This window comes from Pseudomonas sp. P105, assembly GCF_032614175.1.
Taxonomy (GTDB): Bacteria; Pseudomonadota; Gammaproteobacteria; order Pseudomonadales; family Pseudomonadaceae; genus Aquipseudomonas; species Aquipseudomonas rhizophila.
In genome coordinates, this window is record NZ_CP126693.1 from 4,860,973 (window position 1) to 4,885,355 (window position 24,383).

Below are 24,383 nucleotides of genomic sequence, written 5' to 3' on the forward strand. Positions count from 1 at the left end.
GGCCAGTAAAAGGACATCCTCCAACCGCTCTGCAATCTGGACATGCCAATGCAACTCACCGACAAAGTAATCATTATCACCGGCGGTTGCCAGGGTCTGGGCCGCTCCATGGCCGAGTATTTCGCCGGCAAAGGCGCCAAGCTCGCCCTGGTGGACCTCAATCAGGAAAAACTCGACCAGGCGGTTGCCGCCTGCGTGGCCAAGGGTGTCGAGGCCCGGGCTTATCTGTGCAACGTCGCCAATGAGGAGCAAGTGAGCGACATGGTCGCCCGGGTCGCCGAGGACTTCGGCGCGATCCACGGCTTGATCAACAACGCCGGGATCCTGCGCGACGGCTTGCTGCTCAAGGTCAAGGACGGCGAAATGAGCAAAATGAGCCTGGCCCAGTGGCAGGCGGTGATTGACGTCAACCTAACGGGTGTCTTCCTGTGTACCCGCGAAGTGGCAGCGAAAATGGTCGAGCTGAAGAACAGCGGCGCGATCATCAACATTTCGTCGATCTCGCGTGCCGGCAACGTCGGCCAGACCAACTATTCGGCGGCCAAGGCCGGCGTGGCGGCCGCCACCGTGACCTGGGCCAAGGAACTGGCACGCTACGGCATCCGTGTCGCCGGCATCGCGCCGGGCTTCATCGAAACCGAAATGACCCTGGGCATGAAACCCGAAGCCCTGGAAAAAATGACCTCTGGCATCCCGCTCAAGCGCATGGGCAAACCCGAGGAGATCGCCCATTCGGCGGCGTACATCTTCGAGAACGACTATTACACCGGCCGGATCCTGGAGATGGATGGCGGGTTGCGGATCTAAAAACCGACACACAACCACTGTGGGAGCGAGCCTGCTCGCGATGGCGCCGGGTCAGTCAACTTTGATGTGACTGATACACCGCTATCGCGAGCAGGCTCGCTCCCACAATGGATTGTGTTACGGCTTATTCAATCGTCGCTCATGGTGATGTTCGGCATCGCCGGTGACGCAGCCTCTTGCAGCACGATCCGCGCGCCGACGTGGCGAGCCAGTTCCTGATAGACCATGGCGATCTGGCTATCCGGCTCGGCAATGACCGTGGGTTTGCCGCCGTCGGCCTGCTCGCGAATCAGCATCGACAGCGGCAGCGAGGCCAGCAGTTCGACGCCGTACTGGCTCGCCAGTTTTTCTCCGCCGCCTTCACCGAACAGATGCTCGGCATGTCCGCAGTTCGAGCAGATGTGCACGGCCATGTTTTCCACCACACCCAGTACCGGGATGTTCACTTTGCGGAACATCTCCACACCCTTGCGGGCGTCCAGCAGGGCCAGATCCTGCGGCGTGGTGACGATCACCGCACCGGCCACCGGGACTTTCTGCGCCAAGGTCAGTTGGATATCCCCGGTGCCTGGTGGCATGTCGATCACCAGGTAATCCAGATCGCCCCAGGCGGTCTGCGTCACCAGCTGCAGCAAGGCGCCGGAAACCATCGGCCCGCGCCAGACCATCGGCGTGTTGTCATCGGTCAGGAAGGCCATGGACATGACTTCCACGCCATGGGACTGGATCGGAACGAACCATTTCTGGTCCTTGACCTGCGGCCGGGTGCCCTCGGCAACGCCGAACATGATGCCCTGACTCGGGCCGTATATGTCCGCGTCGAGAATCCCGACCTTCGCGCCTTCACGGGCCAGGGCCAGGGCCAGGTTGGCGGCGGTGGTGGACTTACCCACGCCGCCCTTGCCCGAGGCCACAGCGATCACGTTCTTGACGTTCGCCAGCCCCGGCACTTGCGCCTGGGCCTTGTGGGCAGCGATCACGCTGGTGACGTCGACTTTGGCGCTGGCTACACCGTCCATGGACTCGATCGCCATTTGCAGCATTTGCGCCCAACCGCTCTTGAACAGATCGGCGGCGTAGCCGATTTCCAGCTGGACGCTGACGCGATCACCCTGGATGTCGATGGTGCGCACGCATCCGGCGCTGACCGGGTCCTGGTTCAGGTAAGGGTCGGTGTACTGGCGAAGGACGGCTTCCACCGCTGCGCGATTGACGGCGCTCATGGGCAACTCCGATAGCAAGACTTGAAAAACAGGCCGCTATCCTACGCCCCACGCTGCCGCGTGGCGACTTGATTACTGTCGCGCGAACACCTTTGTGGCGAGGGGATTTATCCCCGTTGGGGCGCGCAGCGGCCCTAAAACCTGCTGCTACAGTGTGTCAGAGTGCTCTATTTTGGACTGCTGCGCAGTCCAGCGGGGATAAATCCCCTCGCCACAGGTTGTGTCCATACCGCCCCCAGCAATGCATCCGGAAACAGGCCAGTGGGGTGAAATATATTTCCCAGCGCTTTATAGTGGCCGACCTCCGTTTCATCAAGTAGCCGAGCCCCATGTCCGAGCCACGCAAGATCCTCGTCACCAGCGCCCTGCCCTATGCCAATGGTTCGATTCACCTCGGCCATATGCTGGAATACATCCAGACCGATATGTGGACGCGCTTCCAGAAGCATCGCGGCAACCAGTGCATCTATGTCTGCGCCGACGACGCCCACGGTTCGGCCATCATGCTGCGCGCGGAAAAAGAAGGAATCACCCCGGAGCAACTGATCGCCAACGTCCAGGCCGAACACAGCGCCGACTTTGCCGATTTCCTGGTGGACTTCGACAACTTCCACTCCACTCACGCCGAAGAAAACCGTGAGCTGTCGAGCCAGATCTACCTGAAGCTGCGTGACGCCGGGCACATCGCGACCCGTTCGATCACCCAGTATTTCGACCCGGAAAAGAAAATGTTCCTGGCCGACCGCTTCATCAAAGGCACTTGCCCGAAATGTGGCACCGAGGACCAGTACGGCGATAACTGCGAAAAATGCGGCGCCACCTACGCACCGACCGACCTGAAGGACCCGAAATCGGCGATTTCCGGGGCGACGCCAGTGCTCAAGGACTCCCAGCACTTCTTCTTCAAGCTGCCGGACTTCCAAGAGATGCTGCAAACCTGGACCCGCAGCGGCACGTTGCACGACGCGGTGGCCAATAAGCTCGCCGAATGGCTCGACTCCGGCCTGCAAGAGTGGGACATTTCCCGCGATGCGCCGTACTTCGGCTTCGAAATCCCCGGCGAGCCCGGCAAGTATTTCTACGTATGGCTGGACGCGCCCATCGGCTACATGGCGAGCTTCAAGAACCTTTGCGACCGCACGCCGGAGCTGGACTTCGACGCGTTCTGGGGCAAGGACTCCACGGCCGAGGTGTATCACTTCATCGGCAAGGACATCGTGAACTTCCACGCGCTGTTCTGGCCCGCCATGCTCGAAGGCGCCGGTTTCCGTAAACCGACCGGTATCAACGTCCACGGTTACCTGACCGTCAACGGCCAGAAAATGTCCAAGTCCCGCGGTACCTTCATCAAGGCCCGGACCTACCTGGACCATCTGTCGCCGGAATACCTGCGCTACTACTACGCGGCCAAGCTCGGCCGTGGCGTGGACGACCTGGACCTGAACCTTGAAGACTTCGTGCAGAAGGTCAACTCCGACCTGGTGGGCAAGGTAGTCAACATCGCCAGCCGTTGCGCCGGCTTCATCCACAAAGGCAACGCCGGTGTACTGGTGGCCGGTAACGCCGCGCCGGAGCTGACCGAGGCCTTTCTGGCGGCGGCCCCGAGCATCGCCGAAGCCTACGAGGCCCGTGACTTTGCTCGGGCGATGCGCGAGATCATGGCCCTGGCCGACCGCGCCAATGCCTGGATCGCCGACAAGGCGCCGTGGTCACTGAACAAACAGGAAGGCAAGCAGGACGAAGTCCAGGCGATCTGCGCCCTGGGTATCAATCTGTTCCGCCAACTGGTGATCTTCCTCAAGCCGGTGCTGCCGTTGCTGGCCGCCGATGCCGAAGCTTTCCTGAACGTCGCACCGCTGACCTGGGACGATCACCAGACGCTGCTGAGCAACCATCAACTGAACGAGTTCAAGCCGCTGATGACTCGCATCGACGCCACCAAGGTGCAAGCCATGACCGACGCCTCGAAAGAAGACCTGGCCGCCAGCCAGACCGACACCGGTGCCCCGGCCGGCAATGGCGAGCTGACCAAGGACCCGTTGTCGCCGGAGATCGATTTCGACGCCTTTGCCGCCATCGATCTGCGCGTAGCCCTGATCGTCAAGGCTGAAGCCGTGGAAGGCGCCGACAAGCTACTGCGCCTGACGCTGGACATCGGTGATGAGCAGCGCAACGTGTTCTCCGGCATCAAGAGCGCCTATCCAGACCCGGCCAAGCTCGAAGGCCGGCTGACGATGATGATCGCCAACCTCAAGCCACGCAAAATGCGTTTCGGCATCTCCGAAGGCATGGTGATGGCGGCAGGTCCCGGCGGTGAAGAAATCTACCTGCTGAGCCCCGATAGCGGCGCCAAGCCGGGTCAGCGGATCAAATAACGCGACCACGCGCGGTACCGATCCCACAGTCGCCGGCAGGCGACTGTGGGATTTTCATATCTGGCCCACCCTGACGGTGTGCCGGATAATGCCTACCCTCTAACGACAGGTTCTCGTTCCCGCACGCCCATGACCGAAATCGTTCTTACACTGTTCAGCGCCGCCCTGATCAACAACCTTGTGTTGCATTGGCCGCTGGGCGTCAATCCGCTGCTGGCGGCCAATGGAAGAAGGCAAGTCCACGCCCTGGGCCTGGCGACGACATGCCTGATGCTGATGGTCGGCACCTTGGGTTATCTGATCGATCGCTGGCTGCTGGTTCCGGCCAATCTGACCTCGCTGCGCCTGTTGGCATGGCTGTCCTTGAGTGTGTTGCTGATTGCACCGTTGCTGCACCGGCTGGGGCGCTGGCTGCCGACGCTGCCGTTCGATGGTTTGTGGCCACTGCTGCTGGGCAATGCCGGCATACTGGGCATCACGCTGCTCAACAGCCGGAATGACCACGGCCTGGGCCTCGCCGTCGCTGCGAGTCTGGGCGCCGGCCTGGGTTTCTGGCTGGTGTTGAGCCTGTTCGATGATTTGCGTCAGCGCACCTTCGATAACGATATCCCCAGGCCCTTTCGTGGTCTGCCGATCCAGTTGATCGGCGCAGGGCTCATGGCGGTGGCATTTCTTGGATTGCGCGGGCTGGTCAAAGCATGAGTCTGATTCAACGTATCGACGCCCTGCTGCCGCAGACCCAATGCGGCAAGTGCGGCCACCCCGGGTGCAAGCCCTACGCCGAAGGCATCGCCCAGGGCGAACCGATCAACAAATGTCCGCCCGGTGGCCGTGAAACCATCGCCGCCCTGGCCGAGCTGATGAAAGTGCCCGTGCTTGAGCTCGATACCAGCCGTGGTTCAGCCCCGGCGCAGATCGCCTTTATTCGCGAAGCCGAATGCATCGGCTGCACCAAGTGCATCCAGGCCTGCCCGGTAGACGCGATTGTCGGTGCGGCGAAGTTGATGCACACCGTCCTGGTCGACGAATGCACAGGCTGCGATCTATGCGTGGCGCCCTGCCCGGTCGACTGCATCGAAATGCACCCATTGCCCACGGCAACCGTGGTGCCGGTGGTCGGTGGCCTGGCCTTCAGCGTCGAAGAGCAGCAAGCGCGCACCGACAAGCGCGACCATGCCCGGCGGCGCTTCGAACAGCGCAACGCACGTCTGCGCCGCGAAGAGGAGCAGCGCCACGCCGAGCGTCTGGCCCGTACACAGCGCGCCTCACAGCCCCAAACCCAGTCCGTCGACCCCGTGCAAGCGGCACTGGAGCGGGTACGGGCGCAAAAAGCCGCCAACGCCGATGCGGCCTTGAAAAAAGCCAAGGTCGACCTGGCCATGAGCCGGGCGCAGTTGAACAAATCCTTGAAAGCATTCGGCCACCCGCCGACCTTCGAACAACAGTCGCAATTGATCGTGCTACAGCGCCAGTTCGAAGCGGCGCAACAAGCCTTGACGCAATTGGAAGGGACGGTCCAGCCCACTGTTTCAACCCCCGCCCCCACTCAAAGTGCCGAGCTGAAACGGGCCAAGATCCAATTGGCCATGCGTCGCGCCGAACTCAGCAAGGCCAGGGCCGCAGGGGCGTCGGATGAACAAATAGAGCCCCTGGAGCAAGCGGTGAAAGACGCCGAACGCCAGGTGGATGCTCATGTCGCTCCCTGAGCCCATGGACGAACGGCTGCGGCAGGCGATGCTGCGGGTGCTACTGGCGACACTGCCCGGCATTCTGGCGTTGACGTGGTTTTATGGCTGGGGCGTGGTATTCAACCTGTTGCTGGCGGGCCTTAGCGCGTTGGCCGTCGAAGCACTGGCGCTGCGCTTACGGCGCCGGCCGCTCAAACCGGCACTCAACGATGGCAGCGCGCTGGTGAGCGCCACGCTGTTGGCGCTGGCCTTGCCAGCGTATTGCCCCTGGTGGCTGACCGTCACAGCCACGGCTTGCGCCTTGCTGTTCGGCAAGCACCTGTGGGGCGGTGTCGGCAATAATCCATTCAACCCGGCGATGCTCGGCTACGCCCTGGTGCTGATCGCGTTTCCCCAGCAACTCAATCAATGGCCGGCGCTCCACGGCATGAGCCTGTCCGACGGCCTGCAACAGGTGTTCGCGGTTCACCCTGGGCCTGATGGGTGGGCAGCAGCAACGGCCCTGGACAGCCTGCGAATCAACAAAAGCCTGACCATCGATGAGCTGTTCGCCGCCAACCCGGCGTTCGGACGCTGGGGTGGGCGCGGCGTCGAGTGGGTCAACCTGGCGTTTCTGGCCGGAGGACTGTTCCTGCTGCACCAACGGGTGTTCAGCTGGCACGCGCCGGTGGGCATGCTCGCCGGCCTGTTCATCATCAGCTTGTTGTGCTGGAACGGATCGGGCTCCGACTCCAATGGCTCGCCGTTGTTTCATCTGCTCACGGGTGCGACCCTGCTCGGTGCGTTTTTTATCGTGACCGAACCGGTCTCGGGCGCCAAAGCGCCCCTCGCTCGCCTGCTGTTTGGCGCAGGCGTGGGACTGCTGACTTACCTGATCCGGACTTGGGGTGGTTACCCGGACGGCGTGGCGTTTGCGGTGCTGCTGATGAACCTCGGCGTGCCCGCACTGGAGCGCTTCGCCGAGGCGCGACACAGGCCGCAGCCCCTATGAAAAACTACCGTGGCGTTGCCATCCTGGCTTTGCTGATCGGTCTCGGCATTGGGGCCACTTACCTGACTCAGCTCAGCACCGCAGGGCGCATCAAGGGTCAGCAACAAGACCTTGCGAACCGAACCTTGCTCGACGTGCTGCCGACCGACCGATACGACAATCAGCCATTGGCACAACCTGTCGTAACGACCCCGGTGACCTTGGCCCATAGCACGCTGCTGGGCGGATACCTGGCCACTCGCGCCGGCCTGCCCAGCGCAGTGTTGTTACGCAGTCAGGCCCTGGGCTATGAAGGCAGCATCCAATTGCTGGTCGCTATCGACCCGCAAGGGCGGTTGCTGGGCGTGAAAACCCTGCGCCAGTCGGAAACGCCCGGCCTGGGCGCGGCCATCGCTGACTGGCCAAATCCCTGGCTGCAATCCTTCAACGGTAAGTCGCTCCAGGCTCCCACCGACAGCGGCTGGGCGTTGAAAAAGGATCAGGGGCAGTTCGATCAACTGGCCGGCGCGACCGTCACATCCCGATCGGTCCTGCAGGCTGTTCACGATGCACTGCGTTACTTCGACGAGCATCAGGCTCAACTGACCGGAGTGATCATTGATGAATAAGCCATTGGTCCTGACCCGCGGCCTGCTGCTCGTGCCCTTGGTCGGCGCCAGCGATTCGCTGGCAAACGCGCTGGGCTTATGGCTGGCCTGGGTACTGATCAGTGCCGGCCATGGCTTGGCCATGGGGCTGGTACGGTCCCACCTGACAGCGCCTCAGCGACTGCTCGCTTCCATTGTGCTGGCCGCCACCCTGACGGCTTGCGCAGGCCTGGTGGCGCAGGCCTGGATGCTGGAAATGTATCAGCCGCTGAGCCTTTACATTGGCTGGATCGCTTTGAGCTGTGTGGCGCTGGAGCATGACGACATCTTCGTCGGCTCACGCCTGCCCGAACATCTCAGGCTGGCAGGCGTGTTCGGCCTGCTGATGATCGGCTTGGGCGCCCTGCGCGAGCTGATTGGCAACGCAATATCACTGGCCTTGCTCGCCCCTGGCGGGTTTATTCTGCTCGGTCTGTTGCTGGCAGCGCACCAGGCCTGGACGGACGCCAGCCCCCCTTCAACGATCGAGGAAACGCCGCGCCCATGAACGCCGCAAAACGCCTGGAAATATTCCGTCGCTTGCACGAAGACAACCCGGAACCGAAGACCGAACTGGCCTACAGCTCGCCGTTCGAACTGTTGATCGCGGTGATTCTGTCGGCCCAATCCACCGACGTCGGCGTCAACAAGGCCACGGCCAAGCTGTTCCCGGTGGCCAACACGCCGCAGGCGATTCACGCGCTGGGTGTCGAAGGGCTGTCCGAGTACATCAAGACCATCGGCCTGTTCAACAGCAAGGCAAAAAACGTGATCGAGACTTGCCGACTGCTGATCGAGCGCCACAACGGCGAAGTCCCACAGACTCGCGAAGCGCTGGAAGCGCTTCCAGGGGTCGGTCGCAAAACCGCCAATGTGGTGCTCAACACCGCATTTCGCCAACTGACCATGGCCGTCGACACTCACATTTTCCGCGTCAGCAACCGCACCGGGCTGGCGCCGGGCAAAAACGTGGTGGAGGTGGAGAAAAAGCTGATGAAATTCGTACCCAAGGCATTTCTACTCGATTCCCATCACTGGCTCATCCTTCACGGACGTTACGTCTGCCTGGCGCGCAAGCCCCGCTGTGGCAGCTGCCGGATCGAGGACTTATGCGAATACAAGCACAAGACCTCCGACGATTGAGGCGCTATTGCTTTTATTGATTTGTCGATTGAAAAAATCTTTTTTACCCGCCCGTGGTTTATCGATATAAGGAGCGCCAATGGCAGTTTAAGCCTGGAGTCGATCCCATGAGTGCTGACAAAGAACAACTGGATGTAGAAGACGATTTCATCGCCGTTGAGGCCGACGATGTGGAACCTGTGGTCGTCGAAACAGCGAAAACCAATCTGAGCAAACGTCGCACGATTGATAATCTGCTGGAAGAGCGCCGCTTGCAGAAACAACTGGCCGATTACGACTTTGACCTCTGACACGTAAAAGCCTCCCGAATGGAGGCTTTTTACTGAGTACGCGCGGCCGGAAAAACTCACACTAACCCGTTACGCTGCGCCAGTTCGATCAGATCAACCAGCGAGCGGGCATTGAGCTTCAACAACAAGCGTGTCTTGTATGTACTGACGGTCTTGTTGCTCAAGAACATCCCATCGGCAATTTCCTTGTTGGTCTTTCCGCGAGCCAGTTGCTGCAAGACCATCATCTCTCGCCCGGACAGTCGATCGACCATATCGGACTCGCTTGCGTTACCCAGACTCGAACGCACCGTATGCAGCGCCTGATTGGGGAAATAACTGTACCCCGACAGCACCGCCTTGATTGCACTGAGTAACTCGGTGAGGTCCTGCTGCTTGCACACATAACCGGCTGCCCCCGTCTGCATGCAGCGCATCGAAAAATGCCCAGGTGCCTGGGAAGTCAGCACCAGAACTTTCAAAGGTGAAGGGTTGGCGGTCAGGCGTGCGATGACCTCCAGTCCATCCAGTTTCGGAATGCCGATATCCAGAATAACGATATCAGGCATAAGTTCACGGGAAAGTTGCAACGCATCGACGCCATTATCGGTTTCGGCAATAACTTCATATCCATGACGCTCCATTAGCAAACGTACAGCAAGACGAATGACGGGATGATCATCCACGATCAGCACTTTATTCATGGGCAAATCCAACTTCGCTGTTCGAATTTTTAGAGCACGCACAATAGCCTAGTCAATTCTACCTTGGCATGCCGCCCCCCCTGACCGCTCGCACCGAGAGACGCAACCTACAAGCGATACAGAAAAATCCTACAAATCCCCTTGGAAATAATGCGCCATAAATTTGTTTACAGAGGCAAATGGATGCATCAGGGGATCCGCGCCCCTCTAAACAAGCGCCTTTTTCTGCATCCACCCTCGTCCCCCAATAGCAAAAAAACACTCGCTTCATAAAAAGTAACTGAATTATTTACCAACACAACCACATTGGTTTTATTTAAATAAAATTGAATTCACATAAGGAATAAGCGAAATTTATTCAATCCCATTTATGAGGAGACACCACAATCAATACCCTCACCGCAAACTTTAATGACTCACACCTTCCTAATGCAATCACCGAGCCTGAATATGTTATGAGCATCCACCATGAACAAACCGTCGAAAATCATCACCAACCCCATGACGCTAATCGCTATATTCGCAACTTTGTCCGAGACTTCGGCAGCCATCTCCCTGCCTTTCCTCGACGATCAGGACCGTGAGTACTATCTTTGGTTTCTGATCAGCTTTCCGTTCTATCTATTATTTCTTTTTTTCATCACCCTGAACTTTAACTATCGCTCGTTATATTCACCCTCGGATTTTCGCAAGAGCAAACACTTCATGAAAATCATGGATGATTCGAGCTGTCGGCGCGAACGGCTTTTCCGCCGGGCGACCAAGGGCAAAGGATGGCTGATCACTGTTCATCCACAAAAAAAACAGCAACGACTGTTCATTTTGGTTATCCCCCGGCCACCGGAAGGCCTGGCCGAGGCCGATCGATCCAAACGCGCAAAACGGCGCCACAACGAATGAGCAGCACAGGGGAAAGGGTCCCCCAAAAAAAACGGCCTGCACATGGCAGGCCGTTTTCATGGAGCCAGGATCAGAACAGCTTGCGACCCTTGTTCGCCGCGATGCGCATGCGCAGGGCGTTGAGCTTGATGAAGCCAGCAGCGTCGGCCTGGTTGTAAGCGCCGCCGTCCTCTTCGAAAGTCGCGATGTTGGCATCGAACAGGGAGTCGTCAGACTTGCGCCCAGTGACGATGACATTGCCCTTGTACAGTTTCAGGCGCACGACGCCATTCACGTTGACCTGGGAGGCATCGATCATCTGTTGCAGCATCAGGCGCTCCGGACTCCACCAGTAACCGGTGTAGATCAGGCTGGCGTACTTGGGCATCAACTCGTCTTTGAGGTGAGCCACTTCGCGGTCCAGGGTGATCGACTCGATCGCGCGGTGAGCACGCAGCATGATGGTGCCGCCCGGGGTCTCGTAGCAGCCGCGGGACTTCATGCCGACATAACGGTTCTCGACGATGTCCAGACGACCGATGCCGTGTTCGCCACCAATACGGTTCAGGGTCGCCAGCACGGTGGCCGGGCTCATTTCCACGCCGTCCAGCGCGACGATATCGCCGTTGCGATAGGTCAGCTCCAGGTATTGCGGGGTGTCAGGAGCCTTCTCCGGGGAGACGGTCCAGCGCCACATGTCTTCTTCGTGCTCGGTCCAGGTGTCTTCCAGCACGCCGCCTTCATAGGAGATGTGCAGCAGGTTGGCATCCATCGAGTACGGGGATTTCTTCTTGCCGTGGCGTTCGATCGGGATGGCGTGCTTCTCGGCGTAGTCCATCAGCTTTTCACGGGACAGCAAGTCCCACTCGCGCCACGGCGCGATGACTTTCACGCCGGGCTTGAGGGCATAGGCACCGAGTTCGAAACGCACCTGATCGTTGCCCTTGCCGGTGGCACCGTGGGAAATGGCGTCGGCACCGGTTTCGTTGGCGATTTCGATCAGGCGCTTGGCGATCAACGGACGGGCGATGGAGGTACCCAGCAGGTACTCGCCTTCGTAAACAGTGTTGGCGCGGAACATCGGGAATACGAAGTCACGGACGAACTCTTCGCGCAGGTCATCGATGTAGATCTCTTTGACGCCCATGGCCTGAGCCTTGGCGCGTGCAGGCTCGACTTCTTCGCCCTGCCCCAGGTCAGCGGTGAAGGTCACCACTTCACAGTTATAAGTGTCCTGCAGCCACTTGAGGATCACCGAAGTGTCCAGGCCGCCGGAATACGCCAGAACGACCTTGTTTACGTCCGCCATGCCATCACTCCACGGGTTGTACGGAAAGCCGGGAAGTTTAACGTCCAGCGCGGATAATTTACAGGGGCGCGACAGCTTATGACGACGAAGCGACAGATTATGTCGAGCGCGCGACGATCCTCACGGGTCAGGATGTCCGCGCGGCGGTGGCTGCAGTGGGCTGGGCCGGTGTCGCGGTCGGCGTCGGAGCCTTGGCAGGGGGCGCGGCGGGTGTAGCCTGCGGTGCCGGCGCTTCAGGCACCGCCACACGCTCCAGGCGCACGGCCACACGACGGTTCTTGGCGCGGTTGGCGGCACTGGTGTTGGGCACCAGGGGGTAACGTTCGCCGTGGAACCGCACGGTGATCTGCGACTCTTGAAAGCCGTTGGCCTTGAAGAAGTCCTGGACCGCCAGGGCACGGCGACGAGACAGCTCACGATTGGTCAATCGATTGCCGCTATTGTCGGAGTGACCGTCGAGTTCGACATGGTTGACGGTCGGGTCGGCTTTGATGAAGTCGATCATCACCTGCAACTGAGCCTTGGCCCGGGCATCGAGCTCAACGCCTTCGCCGGGAAAGCCGATCTGGGATTGCTTCACCTGCTCGAAATTCTTCGGCAACAGTTTTGCCACGCAGCCCTGGTAATCACTGAAGGCCTTGTTGAAGCGCACGGGCAGCAGCCGGACTTCCGAAACCCGCCCGTCCCCAGTGTTACGCCGTACCACTGGGCTGCGCCCTTCCATCAGCCCGCTGATCAAGCGGCCCGCCTGGACCTGAGAGCTGTTGAACAGCACATCGCCGCTGCCGAGCCTGACCGAGCCCAGGTTGATGTCGCCCCGTCCCGGCTGCCAAGGCGCGGCGGCCGCCAGCAGGATGGCCGAACCACCACCGAGCATCGGGTTATGGGACTTGAGCCGGAAGATCGCCTGCTCGCCGGCCCGGCGCACGAATTCGCCGCTGCCGAAATCGGTGACCGGCTGACTCAGCCGGCACTCGAACTTGTCGCCTTCGACCGTCCACTCAATGCTCTCCAGACGGGTCTGGAAAGTGAGCGCCATGGCGGGAAGGCTGGCAAACACACTGAGCAAGGCTAAATAACGCTGGCGCACGGGCGGCTCCAATGGCTTTTATACAAAGATCGACACACGTTGAGAGTATGACGCCTGTCCGGGGCGCCTTACGGATTCGTGGCACACCTGTAGGAGCTATCGGTAACTTGCGCCAGAACTTGATAGCGGGTGCCTGAATCGGTCTTTTCCGGTAGCATTCCCCAGAGTTTGACCCGCCTGGAAGCCCCCAATGTCCGACCGCCTGACCCTGCTGCGTCCCGACGACTGGCATATTCATCTTCGCGATGGTGCTGTGTTGACCCATACCGTCGCCGATGTCGCGCGCACCTTCGGGCGCGCAATCATCATGCCGAACCTGGTTCCGCCAGTGCGCAACGCCATCGAGGCCGACGGCTATCGCCAGCGAATCCTGGCCGCACGCCCGGCCGGCAGCCGTTTCGAACCGCTGATGGTGCTTTACCTCACCGACCGTACGCAGCCCGAAGAAATACGCGAGGCCAAGGCCAGCGGCTTCGTCCATGCCGCCAAGCTGTACCCCGCCGGCGCCACCACCAACTCGGACTCCGGCGTCACCAGCATCGACAAGATTTTCCCGGCGCTGGAGGCCATGGCCGAAGTCGGGATGCCGTTGCTGATCCACGGTGAAGTCACTCGTGGCGACGTCGACGTGTTCGACCGCGAAAAAATCTTCATCGATGAGCACATGCGTCGCGTCGTGGAACGCTTCCCGACGCTCAAGGTGGTGTTCGAACACATCACCACCGGTGATGCCGTGCAGTTCGTCAACGAAGCCCCGGCGAACGTTGGCGCGACCATTACCGCGCATCACCTGCTGTACAACCGCAACCATATGCTGGTGGGCGGGATCCGTCCGCACTTCTATTGCCTGCCGATCCTCAAGCGCAACACCCATCAAGAAGCCTTGCTCGACGCTGCCACCAGCGGCAGCGCCAAGTTCTTCCTCGGCACGGACTCGGCGCCCCATGCCCGGCACGCCAAGGAAGCGGCCTGCGGTTGCGCTGGCTGCTACACCGCCTATGCCGCCATCGAGATGTATGCCGAGGCGTTCGAGCAGCGCAATGCGCTGGACAAACTCGAAGGTTTCGCCAGCCTCCACGGCCCGCGCTTCTATGGCCTGCCGGTGAACACCGATCGTATTACCCTGGTTCGCGACGAGTGGACCGCCCCCGCCAGCCTGCCTTTTGGCGAGCTGACTGTTATCCCGCTGCGCGCCGGTGAAAAACTGCGCTGGCGCCTGCTGGAGGAAAGTGTGTGAGTGAAGATCATTTCGACGACGAGCTGGACGGCAACGGTGGTTCGGGCGCTGCCCGTCACCCCATGGCAGCCCGCTTCCGGGGCTACCTGCCGGTCGTGGTCGACGTAGAAACCGGCGGTTTCAACTCCGCCACCGATGCGCTGCTGGAAATCGCTGCGACCACCATTGGCATGGACGAAAAAGGTTTTGTGTTCCCTGATCACACCTATTTCTTCCGCGTCGAACCGTTCGAAGGCGCCAACATCGAGGCGGCAGCCCTGGAGTTCACCGGGATCAAGCTTGATCACCCATTGCGCATGGCGGTGAGTGAAGAGACGGCCCTGACTGACATTTTCCGAGGCGTGCGCAAGGCTTTGAAGGCCAACGGCTGCAAACGGGCGATCCTGGTCGGCCACAACAGCAGCTTCGACCTGGGCTTTCTCAATGCGGCGGTGGCGCGCCTGGATATGAAGCGCAACCCGTTCCATCCGTTTTCCAGCTTCGACACCGCGACGCTTGCCGGCCTGGCGTACGGCCAGACCGTGTTGGCCAAGGCCTGCCAGGCAGCCGACATCGACTTTGATGGCCGTGAAGCCCACTCGGCCCGCTACGACACCGAGAAGACGGCCGAGCTGTTCTGCGGCATCGTCAATCGCTGGAAAGAAATGGGTGGCTGGCAGGATTTCGACGACTGACATAAACCAAACTGGCCTCTGTGGCCTCTGTGGCCTCTGTGGCCTCTGTGGCGAGGGAGCTTGCTCCCGCTTGAGTGCGAAGCGCTCACAAAATGTTGGGGGCGGCTGCGCCACCCAGCGGGAGCAAGCTCCCTCGCCACAGGGTCTGTGCTCTGTCTAGAAACGACCATAAAAAAACCGGCCCATCGAGGGCCGGTTTTTTTGTGCCTGTTGCGCTTACAGCTTGTCGCTGTGCTCGCCCAGGTAGGCGGCAACGCCTTCAGGGGATGCGGTCATGCCTTTGTCGCCTTTCTTCCAGTTGGCCGGGCAAACTTCGCCGTGCTCTTCGTGGAACTGCAGCGCGTCGACCAGACGGATCAGCTCTTCCATGTTACGGCCCAGCGGCAGGTCGTTGATGATCTGCGAACGGACAACGCCCTTGTCGTCGATCAGGAACGCGCCACGGAAGGCCACGCCGCCTTCGGACTCAACGTCATAGGCCTTGGCGATTTCGTGCTTCATGTCGGCAGCCATGGTGTATTTCACCTGGCCGATACCACCAGCGTTGATAGCCGTGTTGCGCCAGGCGTTGTGGGTGAAGTGCGAGTCGATCGAAACGGCAACCACTTCAACGTTGCGGGCCTTGAAGTCGTCCATGCGGTGATCCAGCGCGATCAGCTCGGATGGGCAGACGAAGGTGAAGTCCAGCGGGTAGAAGAACACCAGGCCGTATTTGCCTTTGATGGCCGAGGACAGGGTGAAGCTGTCGACGATTTCGCCGTTGCCCAGAACGGCTGGAACGGTGAAGTCAGGGGCTTGTTTGCCTACGAGTACGCTCATTGGATATCTCCTGGTGAATAACGTGAAAACAAGGTCCGGGCCAGCCTGCCACCCTCAGGCGACAGCCCTGTGACACGAACCCGCTTGCAAGGGCCGATCATCATACACCGCGAATTTGGACTGTCTTCAACGGTTTTTCGGCGAGTCCAAAAATCCTTTCCCTTGGCATGCCCCCTCATTGGCCCTGGATAAAAAACCGTTCGTCAGCTCTGGCCCAAGGGTTTCAGAAACCACTTTGACAATCATTCTCGTTAACATTAAGATCCGTCTCAATTGAGTCACAACCAGCGACGGTTCTTACTTATGTATGTTTGCCTCTGCACTGGCGTCACCGACGGACAAATCCGCGAAGCGATCTATGAAGGCTGCTGCAGCTACCGCGAAGTCCGCCAAGCCACCGGCGTAGCCAGCCAATGCGGCAAATGTGCGTGCCTGGCCAAGGAAGTGGTTCGCGAAACCCTTGCCAAAATGCAAACGGCCCAGGCCTCGATTCCCTATCCGGTAGAATTTACTGCCGCTTAAATCCAGCTTCTTGAAGAACCGGGCTCAATGTCCGGTTTTTTTATGCCTTTAAATCAAGCGCTTAGCCTCTAGACGCGGAACACAAACATTCTTATTCCGATTAATTTTCATTTATTATTCAATAACTTAGGTTTGACACTCGTCAGTGCGCGGCTCAAACTCAGCCCTATACACAGCTATTACAGGGCAGGCCCTCACCATGAAAGGCGACGTTACAGTCATCCAGCATCTCAACAAGATCCTCGCCAATGAGCTGGTCGCGATCAACCAATACTTCCTGCATGCGCGCATGTATGAGGATTGGGGCCTGAACAAGCTGGGCAAGCACGAGTACCACGAGTCCATCGACGAGATGAAACACGCGGACAAGCTGATCAAGCGCATCCTGTTCCTCGAAGGTCTACCGAACGTCCAGGACCTGGGCAAGCTGCACATCGGCGAACACACTCAGGAAATGCTCAAGTGCGATCTGACGATCGAGCGTGCCGGCCACGCCGACCTGAAAGTCGCCATCGCCCATTGCGAGAGCGTTGGCGACTTCGGCAGCCGCGAACTGCTTGAAGACATCCTCGAGTCCGAGGAAGAACACATCGACTGGCTGGAAACCCAACTGGGCCTGATCGACAAAGTGGGTCTTGAGAACTACCTGCAATCGCAGATGGGCGAAGAGTAACTTCCCCAAAAGCAAGCCAATAAAAAGCCCCGCCCTCTTTCCAGAGGCGGGGCTTTTTACTGCCTGGATTTCCAGGCCACAGCGCAAAACCTTTGTGGGAGCGAGCCTGCTCGCGATAGCGGTCATCAGTCACCAACACGTTGACTGACACGCCCTCATCGCGAGCAGGCTCGCTCCTACATTGTTTGTCCGTGAATCAGGCTTCTGTCTTGTTCGCAGCCGCTTTTTCGGCAGCAGCCTTGATCGTGGCCTGCAAAGAGCCGTCGGCCGCCATCTCGGTCATGATATCGCTACCGCCGATCAGCTCACCGGCCACCCACAGTTGCGGGAAAGTTGGCCAGTTGGCGTACTTGGGCAGGTTGGCGCGGATTTCCGGGTTCTGCAGGATGTCCACGTAGGCAAACTTCTCGCCACACGCCATCACAGCCTGAGCAGCCTTGGCCGAGAAGCCGCACTGTGGCGCATTCGGCGAGCCTTTCATGTAAAGCAGGATGGTGTTGCTGGCAATCTGGTCTTTAATCGTTTCGATGATATCCACGGAGCACCTCGGCTTAAAACTTTGCGACTTCAGTTGTCGACACGGTGGCGCATTGTAACGGAAAGCCGAGCACGCTGCTCGGTCTCCCCGAGAGACAAATTCACGCAGCTACCACCTTCACCGGAACCCCATTGAGCGCTGCATTGCCAGACACCTCATCCAGCTGACAGTCATCGGTCAGGTCATTGGCGCTCGAACCGGGCTGGGCGCTGGCAATGGTCATCTGCACGCCCGGCCGGGCATGGCCCCAACCGTGGGGCAGGCTGACCACGCCTTTCATCATGTCCAGGCTACCCTGCACCTCGACTTCAAGCATACCCACCCGCGAACTGACTTTCACCCGCTGCCCGTCGCTCAACCCGCGACTGCTCAGATCCTCCGGGTGCATCAGCAATTGATGACGCGGCTTGCCCTTCACCAGGCGGTGGAAATTGTGCATCCAGGAGTTATTGCTGCGCACATGACGTCGGCCAATCATCAGCAACTCATCCGCCTGTGGTGCCTGCAACCCGGCAAAGCGCGTGAGGTCGGCAAGAATGACCGCCGGTGCAGCCTGCACTCGCTGGTTTTCGGTTTTCAAGCGTGGCGCCAGGTTGGGCTTGAGGGCGCCCAGGTCGATGCCATGGGGATGGTCGAACAAGGTCGCCAGGGACAGCTTATGCGGCGAGGCGTCGCCATAGGCGCCGGCACGAAGGCCGAAATCGATCATTTGCGCCGGCGGCATGGTCGGTTTGAGTTCCTTGCCGGTTCTGGCAGCGAAAGCCTTGGCCAGACCGACGAAAATTTCCCAGTCGTGCAGCGCCCCTTCGGGCTTGGGCAGGATCGCTCGGTTGAAACGGGTCACGTTGCGCACCGCGAACAGGTTGAACGTGGTGTCGTAATGGTCGTTTTCCAGGGCCGAGGTGGATGGCAGGATCAGGTCGGCGTAGCGCGTGGTTTCGTTGATGTACAGATCGACGCTGACCATGAACTCCAACCCGTCCAGCGCCTGCTCCAGTTGCCGTCCGTTGGGAGTGGACAGCACCGGGTTGCCCGCCACGGTGACCAGCGCACGAATCTGGCCTTCGCCCTCGGTGAGCATTTCCTCGGCCAGAGCCGAAACCGGCAACTCGCCCGCGTACTCGGGACGCCCGGACACCCGGCTTTGCCAGCGATTGAAATGCCCTCCCGAGGTGGTCGCAACCAGATCCACCGCAGGCTCGGTACACAGGGCCCCACCGACCCGGTCAAGATTGCCGGTCACCAGGTTGATCAGCTGAATCAGCCAGTGACACAGCGTGCCGAACGCCTGGGTCGAGACGCCCATCCGTCCATAACAGACCGCTGAAGGCGCGGCAGCGAAGTCCCGGGCCAACTGCCGGATCTGCGTAGCCGGCACAGCACAGAGCGGGCTCATCGCTTCAGCCGTGAAGGTCGCGACGGCCTGGCGCACGTCTTCCAGGCCATCCACCGGCAGGTGGCTGTCACGGGTCAAGCCCTCGCTGAAGAGGGTATTGAGCACACCAGACAGCAAAGCGGCATCGCCACCCGGGCGCACGAACACATGCTGGTCGGCAATAGCCGCCGTTTCGCTGCGACGCGGATCGACCACCACCACTTTACCGCCACGGGCCTGGATCGCCTTGAGGCGTTTTTCCACGTCCGGCACGGTCATGATGCTGCCATTGGAGGCCAGCGGGTTGCCGCCCAGGATCAACATGAAGTCGGTGTGATCGATGTCCGGTATCGGCAACAACAGGCCGTGACCGTACATCAGGTGACTGGTCAGGTGGTGAGGCAGTTGGTCCACCGAAGTCGCCGAAAACCGGCTGCGCGTCTTCAGCAGGCCCAAAAAATAGTTGCTGTGGGTCATCAGCCCATAGTTATGCACACTGGGATTGCCCTGGTAGACCGCTACCGCGTTCTGACCGTGGCGTTCCTGGATGCCCGCCAGACGTTCGGCCACCAGCGCGAAGGCATCGTCCCAGGCAATAGGCTGCCACTCGCTACCGACCCGGCGCATGGGCTGGCGCAGGCGATCCGGATCGTTCTGGATATCCTGCAGCGCTACCGCCTTGGGGCAGATGTGGCCGCGACTGAAGCTGTCCAGTGGATCGCCCTTGATCGAGGTGATCGCCAGGCCCTGGCCTTCGGTCTCGGTGGTTTCAAGGGTCAAGCCACAGATGGCTTCGCACAGATGGCACGCACGGTGGTGGAGAGTCTTGGTCATGGCCAGCCTCTATTTTATTCGTAACGGGCGCTTTCGGCCGCGGGAACAAAACTATGGCGCGTGATCCACCCCTGCGCCAGCGACGTTCGTCCTGTGAATTGCCGTGCATCAGGCCCGCCGATGCAGTGAGCTCAAGGCTGCTCGGAAGGCGGCGCCAGCAACTGGATTTCCTCGATGGTTTCCACTTGCTCGTGAGCAATGGGCACGCCCGTCAACTCTCCGATCAATCGCCAATGCTCGTCGAGCCCGCTGCTGATGGTGGCCATGCGATCGATCATGCGTCGACCTGCTGCCTTGGTCACCTCGTCATCGCTGCGCAGCAACTCGAATGACATGGACGTCACCGAGGCGGTCAGGTGAGTCAGGGAGCGCGCTGTCAGCCCCAGTAGTTCCATCAGTTGTTGCTCTTTCGAATCCATTTCGGGGCTCCTGCGTCTGAGGTTCATTTATAACCCAGGCCCTGGCATTAGGAAATATTCACGCCCAGGAACAGGCCGGCCAAATCATTCAATAACGCCCCGGTTTGATTGCCAAGCTGCGCAAGGCCGGTGTACAAATGGGTGGCTGCTGTCAGGAAACCGGCTTCATACATGTCTTCGCCAACCTGCTATGACCTCGCTGAAATCCCCTAAAACTGTAGCCCTATTGGTAAGACGCGACATTTCCTTATAAGATCGCGCCTTCCCCTATTTCGTCGCCCCGTGCGGCTTTTGCCGCAGGTCTCGCCCGTTTTTTCATGAAACAAGGCTTTGAGCATCTGCGATCAGTGACAAAAGGTAGTCAATCATGAGCGCAAGGCACTTTCTCTCCCTGATGGATTTCACGCCCGACGAGTTGCTCGGCGTGATCCGTCGAGGCGTGGAGCTCAAGGACCTGCGTAATCGCGGCGTACTGTTCGAGCCCCTGAAAAACCGTGTGCTGGGGATGATCTTCGAGAAGTCATCGACCCGCACCCGTATTTCTTTCGAAGCCGGCATGATCCAGCTCGGCGGCCAGGCAATCTTCCTGTCGCCCCGCGACACCCAGCTGGGCCGTGGCGAACCGATCGGCGACTGCGCCATCGTCATGTCGAGCATGCTTGATGCGGTGATGATCCGTACCTTCGCCCACAGCACGCTGACTGAGTTTGCGGCGCACTCGCGCGTACCGGTGATCAATGGTCTGTCCGATGACTTGCACCCCTGCCAGTTGCTGGCCGACATGCAGACGTTCCTCGAACACCGCGGCTCGATCCAGGGCAAGACCGTGGCCTGGGTCGGCGATGGCAACAACATGTGCAACAGCTATATAGAAGCCGCGATCCAGTTCGACTTCCAACTGCGCATCGCCTGCCCGGAAGGCTACGACCCCAGTGCCGAACTGGTGGCCAAGGCCGGGAGCCGGGTGACCATCGTCCGTGATCCGAAACAGGCCGTGTCCGGCGCGCATCTGGTGAGCACTGATGTCTGGACCTCCATGGGCCAGGAAGAAGAAACCGCCAAGCGTCTGAAACTGTTCGCGCCACTTCAGGTCAACCGCGCCCTGCTCGACCTGGCGGACGCTGACGTGCTGTTCATGCACTGCCTGCCGGCCCATCGCGGCGAGGAGATCAGCGTCGACCTGCTGGACGATCCACGCTCCGTGGCATGGGATCAGGCAGAAAATCGCCTTCACGCACAAAAGGCCTTGCTCGAGTTTCTGGTCGAGCCGGCGTACCACCACGCATGAGCCATACCCTGCTACTGAACCTGCAGAACCTGACTTGCGGTTATCAAAACCAGCGCGTCGTCCAGAACCTCAACCTGCACCTCAATGCCGGGGATATCGGTTGCCTGCTCGGCTCGTCCGGGTGTGGCAAGACCACGACGCTGCGAGCCATCGCCGGTTTCGAACCGGTACAGGAAGGTGAGATCCAGCTGGCGGGGGAAACCATCTCCCGCGCCGGCTTCACCCTCGCCCCGGAAAAACGCCGCATCGGCATGGTATTTCAGGACTATGCGCTGTTCCCTCACCTGAGCGTGGCGGAGAACATTGCGTTTGGCATTCGCAAGCATCCGGACAAGGACCGCGTGGTCGAGGAACTGCTGGAGCTGGTCAACCTGAAGAGCTTGGGCAAGCGCTTTCCCCATGAACTGTCCGGGGGTCAGCAACAACGTGTGGCCCTGGCTCGCGCCCTGGCGCCGGAACCGCAATTGCTGCTGCTCGACGAACCGTTCTCCAATCTCGATGGTGAGCTCAGACGCAAGCTCAGCCATGAAGTGCGGGACATTCTCAAGGTCCGCGGCACCAGCGCGATTCTGGTAACCCACGATCAGGAAGAAGCCTTCGCGGTGAGCGACCATGTCGGGGTATTCAAGGAGGGTCGGCTGGAACAGTGGGATACGCCCTACAATCTGTACCATGAACCGCTGACGCCATTTGTCGCCAGCTTCATTGGCCAGGGTTACTTCATTCGCGGCCAGCTCGACAGCCCGGAATCGGTGCAAACCGAGCTGGGTATCCTGCGCGGCAATCGGGCCTACACCTGGCCCATCGGTGGTGCGGTGGATGTGCTGCTGCGCCCGGACGATATCGTCTACGCACCGGACAGTCCGCTCACAGGCAGGATTGTCGGCAAGACGTTCCTGGGGGCTTCAACCCTGTATCGCCTGCAATTGCCGACCGGAGCGCAGCTGGAATCCATTTTCCCGAGCCATGCCGACCATCTGGTGGGGGACAACGTCGGCATCCGCGTAGCGGCTGAACACTTGGTGCTGTTCCAGGCGTCAGGGAGCACGGCGGCCCATATACCCCCCGTGGAAAGCGGCGTGCGGCGCTACAGTACTGCCAGCTAGAAGCAATTGTGGGAGCGAGCCTGCTCGCGATGGCGTAGGCATATTCAGCATCGATGCAAGCTGAACCAACGCTATCGCGAGCAGGCTCGCTCCCACATTTTGACCTCAGAGATTTGAGATGAGGTTACCGGCTCCCCCCAACATCAACGTCCCACTGGCCACCAACGTCGCATTCCCGCCAATCTTCACCCGCTCTCCCTCAAGTCGGCAGAACAGTTCGCCGCCCCTGGCCGAGCACTGATAAGCCGTCAGCCCCAGCTTGCCCAAGCGCCGAGACCAGTAAGGAATCAGGCTGCAATGGGTCGAGCCCGTGACCGGATCTTCATTGATGCCAATCGCCGGGGCGAAATAGCGCGAGACAAAATCATGCCGGCTTCCCGGCGCAGTCACGATTGCGCCCGGCCACGGCAGCTTCGCCAGGGCCGCCATGTCCGGCTTGCAATCGAGCACCGCCTGCTCCGACTCCAGCACGACAAACAGTTCGTTGGAGCTCAACACGTCCACCGCTTCCACGCCCAGGGCAGCCTGGACCACCAGGGATGCACCCAACTCGCTGGGGACGATGGCTGGAAAATCCAGCCATAGCCGATCACCTTCGCGAGTGACGCTCAACGCCCCCGATCGACAGATGAAGTCCAGTCGCTCGACGGTTTCGTGATAGACCTCGAACAGCACATGGGCGCTGGCCAAAGTGGCATGCCCGCACAACGGTACCTCAGTGGTGGGCGTGAACCAGCGGATATGCCAATGCTGGCCTTCACGCACCAGAAAGGCCGTTTCAGCCAGGTTATGTTCGGCGGCGATCCTTTGCATCAAGTCATCGGCCAGCCAGGCGTCGAGCCGATAGACCATCGCCGGATTGCCGCCAAACGGCCGATCACTGAACGCATCGACTTGATGAAACGCAAGCTGCATGGCACTTCTCCTTGTTATTGATGCATGAGCATGAGTGCCCAGCTACTGCTTTTCCAGTGACAGATCCGACGAATTTTCACCCTACAACCCAGGACGAAGGCCCCGGCAGCCACCCAAGCCTAAGCCCGACACCATGATGACAACGGTACTTGCTCACGCCCTGCGCCGGTTTCAAGCACGCCCGATATCCGCAAACGCCGCCCCGGTATGCTCGGCCAGTACCGCCGGCGCCAGCTCTACCTCCAGCCCGCGCCTTCCGGCACTGACAAAGATGCTGGCGAACGGCTGGGCAGAACTGTCGATAAAAGTGCGAAGACGTTTTTTCTGCCCCAATGGACTGATACCACCGAGCAGATAACCGGTCGAACGCTGGGCGGCCGCGGGGTCGGCCATCTCGACTTTCTTTACGCCGGCGGCATGGGCCAGGGCTTTCAAATCCAGGCTGCCGACCACGGGCACCACCGCCACCAACAACTCGTGTTTTTCGCTGGCCGCCAACAACGTCTTGAAGACCTGCGCCGGATCCAGTCCAAGCTTTTCTGCCGCTTCCAAACCATAGGAGGCTGCCTTGGGATCGTGTTCATAACTGTGAATGCGATGCTCGGCGCGCACCTTTTTAAGCAGATCCAATGCCGGGGTCATGATCGCTCCTGAGGAAATTCGAATAAGCGTGGCCGGATTCTAAGTCATCGTCGGCCAAAAGGCGCTGGAACTGGGCTGCCAACCCCAGTGACTTAGCGTGAGCAAAACAGTCATTCACACCACGAATAGTTTAAATGTGACCAACGGTTCACTTTCGACCTTTGACACCAGCGTTTCTTGTCTATATTTTTTCGAAACTGAAAACAGAAACGCAGGTCTCAACCAACACCCCGAGTT

At 59.9% G+C, this 24,383-nt stretch carries 26 protein-coding genes and 1 pseudogene; 16 read left to right on the forward strand and 11 right to left on the reverse strand.

The genetic code is table 11. From position 1 onward, the window contains the following. The first annotated feature begins 48 nt into the window (after positions 1-48). Positions 49-807 (forward strand): SDR family oxidoreductase, encoded by a 759-nt coding sequence (locus QOM08_RS21880; RefSeq protein ID WP_047227004.1) that lies wholly within the window; start codon positions 49-51, stop codon positions 805-807. Positions 808-935: 128 nt separating this feature from the next. On the opposite strand, the gene apbC is transcribed toward QOM08_RS21880, so the two are convergent. After that, positions 936-2,030, reverse strand: a complete 1,095-nt coding sequence (apbC, locus tag QOM08_RS21885; protein WP_107321989.1) for an iron-sulfur cluster carrier protein ApbC — start codon at positions 2,028-2,030, stop codon at positions 936-938. Between the two features lie 329 nt (positions 2,031-2,359). Between apbC and metG the strand changes: the two genes are divergently transcribed. The 8 genes from metG (at position 2,360) to QOM08_RS21925 (ending at position 9,143) form a co-directional block, all read left to right on the forward strand. Then, a complete protein-coding gene (metG, locus tag QOM08_RS21890; RefSeq protein ID WP_047227006.1) occupies positions 2,360-4,405 on the forward strand; it encodes a methionine--tRNA ligase in 2,046 nt (681 codons plus the stop codon). A gap of 129 nt (positions 4,406-4,534) precedes the next feature. After that, positions 4,535-5,107 (forward strand): electron transport complex protein RnfA, encoded by a 573-nt coding sequence (locus QOM08_RS21895; RefSeq protein ID WP_316912119.1) that lies wholly within the window; start codon positions 4,535-4,537, stop codon positions 5,105-5,107. Beyond that, positions 5,104-6,111 (forward strand): electron transport complex subunit RsxB, encoded by a 1,008-nt coding sequence (gene rsxB / locus QOM08_RS21900; protein WP_316912120.1) that lies wholly within the window; start codon positions 5,104-5,106, stop codon positions 6,109-6,111. The genes QOM08_RS21895 and rsxB overlap by 4 nt, the downstream gene beginning before the upstream one ends. Further along, a complete protein-coding gene (locus tag QOM08_RS21905; RefSeq protein ID WP_173406633.1) occupies positions 6,098-7,084 on the forward strand; it encodes an RnfABCDGE type electron transport complex subunit D in 987 nt (328 codons plus the stop codon). The genes rsxB and QOM08_RS21905 overlap by 14 nt, the downstream gene beginning before the upstream one ends. Further along, the gene (locus QOM08_RS21910) at positions 7,081-7,692 is read left to right on the forward strand and encodes an RnfABCDGE type electron transport complex subunit G (protein ID WP_173406632.1); all 612 of its coding nucleotides are present in this window, start codon (positions 7,081-7,083) and stop codon (positions 7,690-7,692) included. The genes QOM08_RS21905 and QOM08_RS21910 overlap by 4 nt, the downstream gene beginning before the upstream one ends. Then, positions 7,685-8,218: an Rnf-Nqr domain containing protein gene (locus QOM08_RS21915; RefSeq protein WP_316912121.1), complete on the forward strand. Its 534-nt coding sequence runs from the start codon at positions 7,685-7,687 to the stop codon at positions 8,216-8,218. Before QOM08_RS21910 ends, QOM08_RS21915 begins: the two co-directional genes overlap by 8 nt. Next, positions 8,215-8,853, forward strand: coding sequence for an endonuclease III (nth, locus tag QOM08_RS21920; protein ID WP_139049309.1), 639 nt, complete (start codon positions 8,215-8,217; stop codon positions 8,851-8,853). Before QOM08_RS21915 ends, nth begins: the two co-directional genes overlap by 4 nt. Positions 8,854-8,960: 107 nt before the next feature. Beyond that, complete coding sequence (locus tag QOM08_RS21925; RefSeq protein WP_047227013.1) at positions 8,961-9,143, forward strand: PA3496 family putative envelope integrity protein; 183 nt, start codon at positions 8,961-8,963, stop codon at positions 9,141-9,143. Positions 9,144-9,199: 56 nt separating this feature from the next. Here the strand turns inward: QOM08_RS21925 and QOM08_RS21930 are convergent, their stop codons facing one another. Beyond that, positions 9,200-9,826 carry a response regulator transcription factor gene (locus QOM08_RS21930; protein ID WP_047227014.1) on the reverse strand — a complete coding sequence of 209 codons (627 nt, stop codon included), beginning with the start codon at positions 9,824-9,826 and terminating at the stop codon, positions 9,200-9,202. A gap of 468 nt (positions 9,827-10,294) precedes the next feature. On the opposite strand from QOM08_RS21930, the pseudogene QOM08_RS21935 reads away from it, so the two are divergent. Next, positions 10,295-10,552 (forward strand): annotated as a pseudogene (locus QOM08_RS21935) (hypothetical protein); the annotation flags it as partial. Between the two features lie 244 nt (positions 10,553-10,796). Here QOM08_RS21935 and QOM08_RS21940 read toward each other — a convergent pair. Together QOM08_RS21940 and QOM08_RS21945 are read right to left on the reverse strand one after the other, a co-directional pair. Beyond that, positions 10,797-12,014: an argininosuccinate synthase gene (locus QOM08_RS21940; protein WP_024779511.1), complete on the reverse strand. Its 1,218-nt coding sequence runs from the start codon at positions 12,012-12,014 to the stop codon at positions 10,797-10,799. Between the two features lie 127 nt (positions 12,015-12,141). Next, positions 12,142-13,104 (reverse strand): flagellar protein MotY, encoded by a 963-nt coding sequence (locus tag QOM08_RS21945; RefSeq protein WP_047227015.1) that lies wholly within the window; start codon positions 13,102-13,104, stop codon positions 12,142-12,144. 190 nt (positions 13,105-13,294) lie between these two features. On the opposite strand from QOM08_RS21945, the gene pyrC reads away from it, so the two are divergent. Beyond that, entirely contained in the window at positions 13,295-14,341 is a 1,047-nt protein-coding gene (gene pyrC, locus QOM08_RS21950) for a dihydroorotase (protein WP_047227016.1), read from the forward strand. Further along, positions 14,338-15,015 (forward strand): ribonuclease T, encoded by a 678-nt coding sequence (rnt, locus tag QOM08_RS21955; protein ID WP_047227017.1) that lies wholly within the window; start codon positions 14,338-14,340, stop codon positions 15,013-15,015. Before pyrC ends, rnt begins: the two co-directional genes overlap by 4 nt. Before the next feature lie 216 nt (positions 15,016-15,231). Here rnt and QOM08_RS21960 read toward each other — a convergent pair whose 3' ends face one another. Further along, positions 15,232-15,834, reverse strand: coding sequence for a peroxiredoxin (locus QOM08_RS21960; protein ID WP_047227018.1), 603 nt, complete (start codon positions 15,832-15,834; stop codon positions 15,232-15,234). Positions 15,835-16,137: 303 nt separating this feature from the next. Here QOM08_RS21960 and QOM08_RS21965 point away from each other — a divergent pair, with 303 nt between their 5' ends. Next, entirely contained in the window at positions 16,138-16,356 is a 219-nt protein-coding gene (locus QOM08_RS21965; RefSeq protein ID WP_047227019.1) for a bacterioferritin-associated ferredoxin, read from the forward strand. 199 nt (positions 16,357-16,555) lie between these two features. Next, positions 16,556-17,029 carry a bacterioferritin gene (gene bfr / locus QOM08_RS21970; protein WP_047227020.1) on the forward strand — a complete coding sequence of 158 codons (474 nt, stop codon included), beginning with the start codon at positions 16,556-16,558 and terminating at the stop codon, positions 17,027-17,029. A gap of 196 nt (positions 17,030-17,225) precedes the next feature. On the opposite strand, the gene grxD is transcribed toward bfr, so the two are convergent. The 4 genes from grxD to QOM08_RS21990 form a co-directional block, all read right to left on the reverse strand. Next, positions 17,226-17,567: a Grx4 family monothiol glutaredoxin gene (gene grxD / locus QOM08_RS21975; RefSeq protein WP_316912122.1), complete on the reverse strand. Its 342-nt coding sequence runs from the start codon at positions 17,565-17,567 to the stop codon at positions 17,226-17,228. Positions 17,568-17,667: 100 nt separating this feature from the next. Continuing rightward, entirely contained in the window at positions 17,668-19,776 is a 2,109-nt protein-coding gene (locus tag QOM08_RS21980) for a molybdopterin oxidoreductase family protein (RefSeq protein WP_316912123.1), read from the reverse strand. Between the two features lie 131 nt (positions 19,777-19,907). Further along, positions 19,908-20,195: a hypothetical protein gene (locus tag QOM08_RS21985; protein WP_047227023.1), complete on the reverse strand. Its 288-nt coding sequence runs from the start codon at positions 20,193-20,195 to the stop codon at positions 19,908-19,910. A gap of 47 nt (positions 20,196-20,242) precedes the next feature. Further along, entirely contained in the window at positions 20,243-20,368 is a 126-nt protein-coding gene (locus QOM08_RS21990) for a hypothetical protein (protein WP_257220644.1), read from the reverse strand. A 194-nt stretch (positions 20,369-20,562) separates the two neighbouring features. Between QOM08_RS21990 and argF the strand changes: the two genes are divergently transcribed. Both argF and QOM08_RS22000 read left to right on the forward strand, forming a co-directional pair. Beyond that, positions 20,563-21,483 (forward strand): ornithine carbamoyltransferase, encoded by a 921-nt coding sequence (gene argF / locus QOM08_RS21995; protein WP_316912124.1) that lies wholly within the window; start codon positions 20,563-20,565, stop codon positions 21,481-21,483. Continuing rightward, positions 21,480-22,589 carry an ABC transporter ATP-binding protein gene (locus QOM08_RS22000; protein ID WP_047227025.1) on the forward strand — a complete coding sequence of 370 codons (1,110 nt, stop codon included), beginning with the start codon at positions 21,480-21,482 and terminating at the stop codon, positions 22,587-22,589. Before argF ends, QOM08_RS22000 begins: the two co-directional genes overlap by 4 nt. Positions 22,590-22,694: 105 nt before the next feature. Here the strand turns inward: QOM08_RS22000 and QOM08_RS22005 are convergent, their stop codons facing one another. Together QOM08_RS22005 and ybaK are read right to left on the reverse strand one after the other, a co-directional pair. Next, positions 22,695-23,504, reverse strand: coding sequence for a PhzF family phenazine biosynthesis protein (locus QOM08_RS22005; RefSeq protein WP_047227026.1), 810 nt, complete (start codon positions 23,502-23,504; stop codon positions 22,695-22,697). Positions 23,505-23,675: 171 nt separating this feature from the next. Beyond that, positions 23,676-24,146, reverse strand: coding sequence for a Cys-tRNA(Pro) deacylase (gene ybaK, locus QOM08_RS22010; RefSeq protein ID WP_076383708.1), 471 nt, complete (start codon positions 24,144-24,146; stop codon positions 23,676-23,678). Positions 24,147-24,383: the final 237 nt, after the last annotated feature.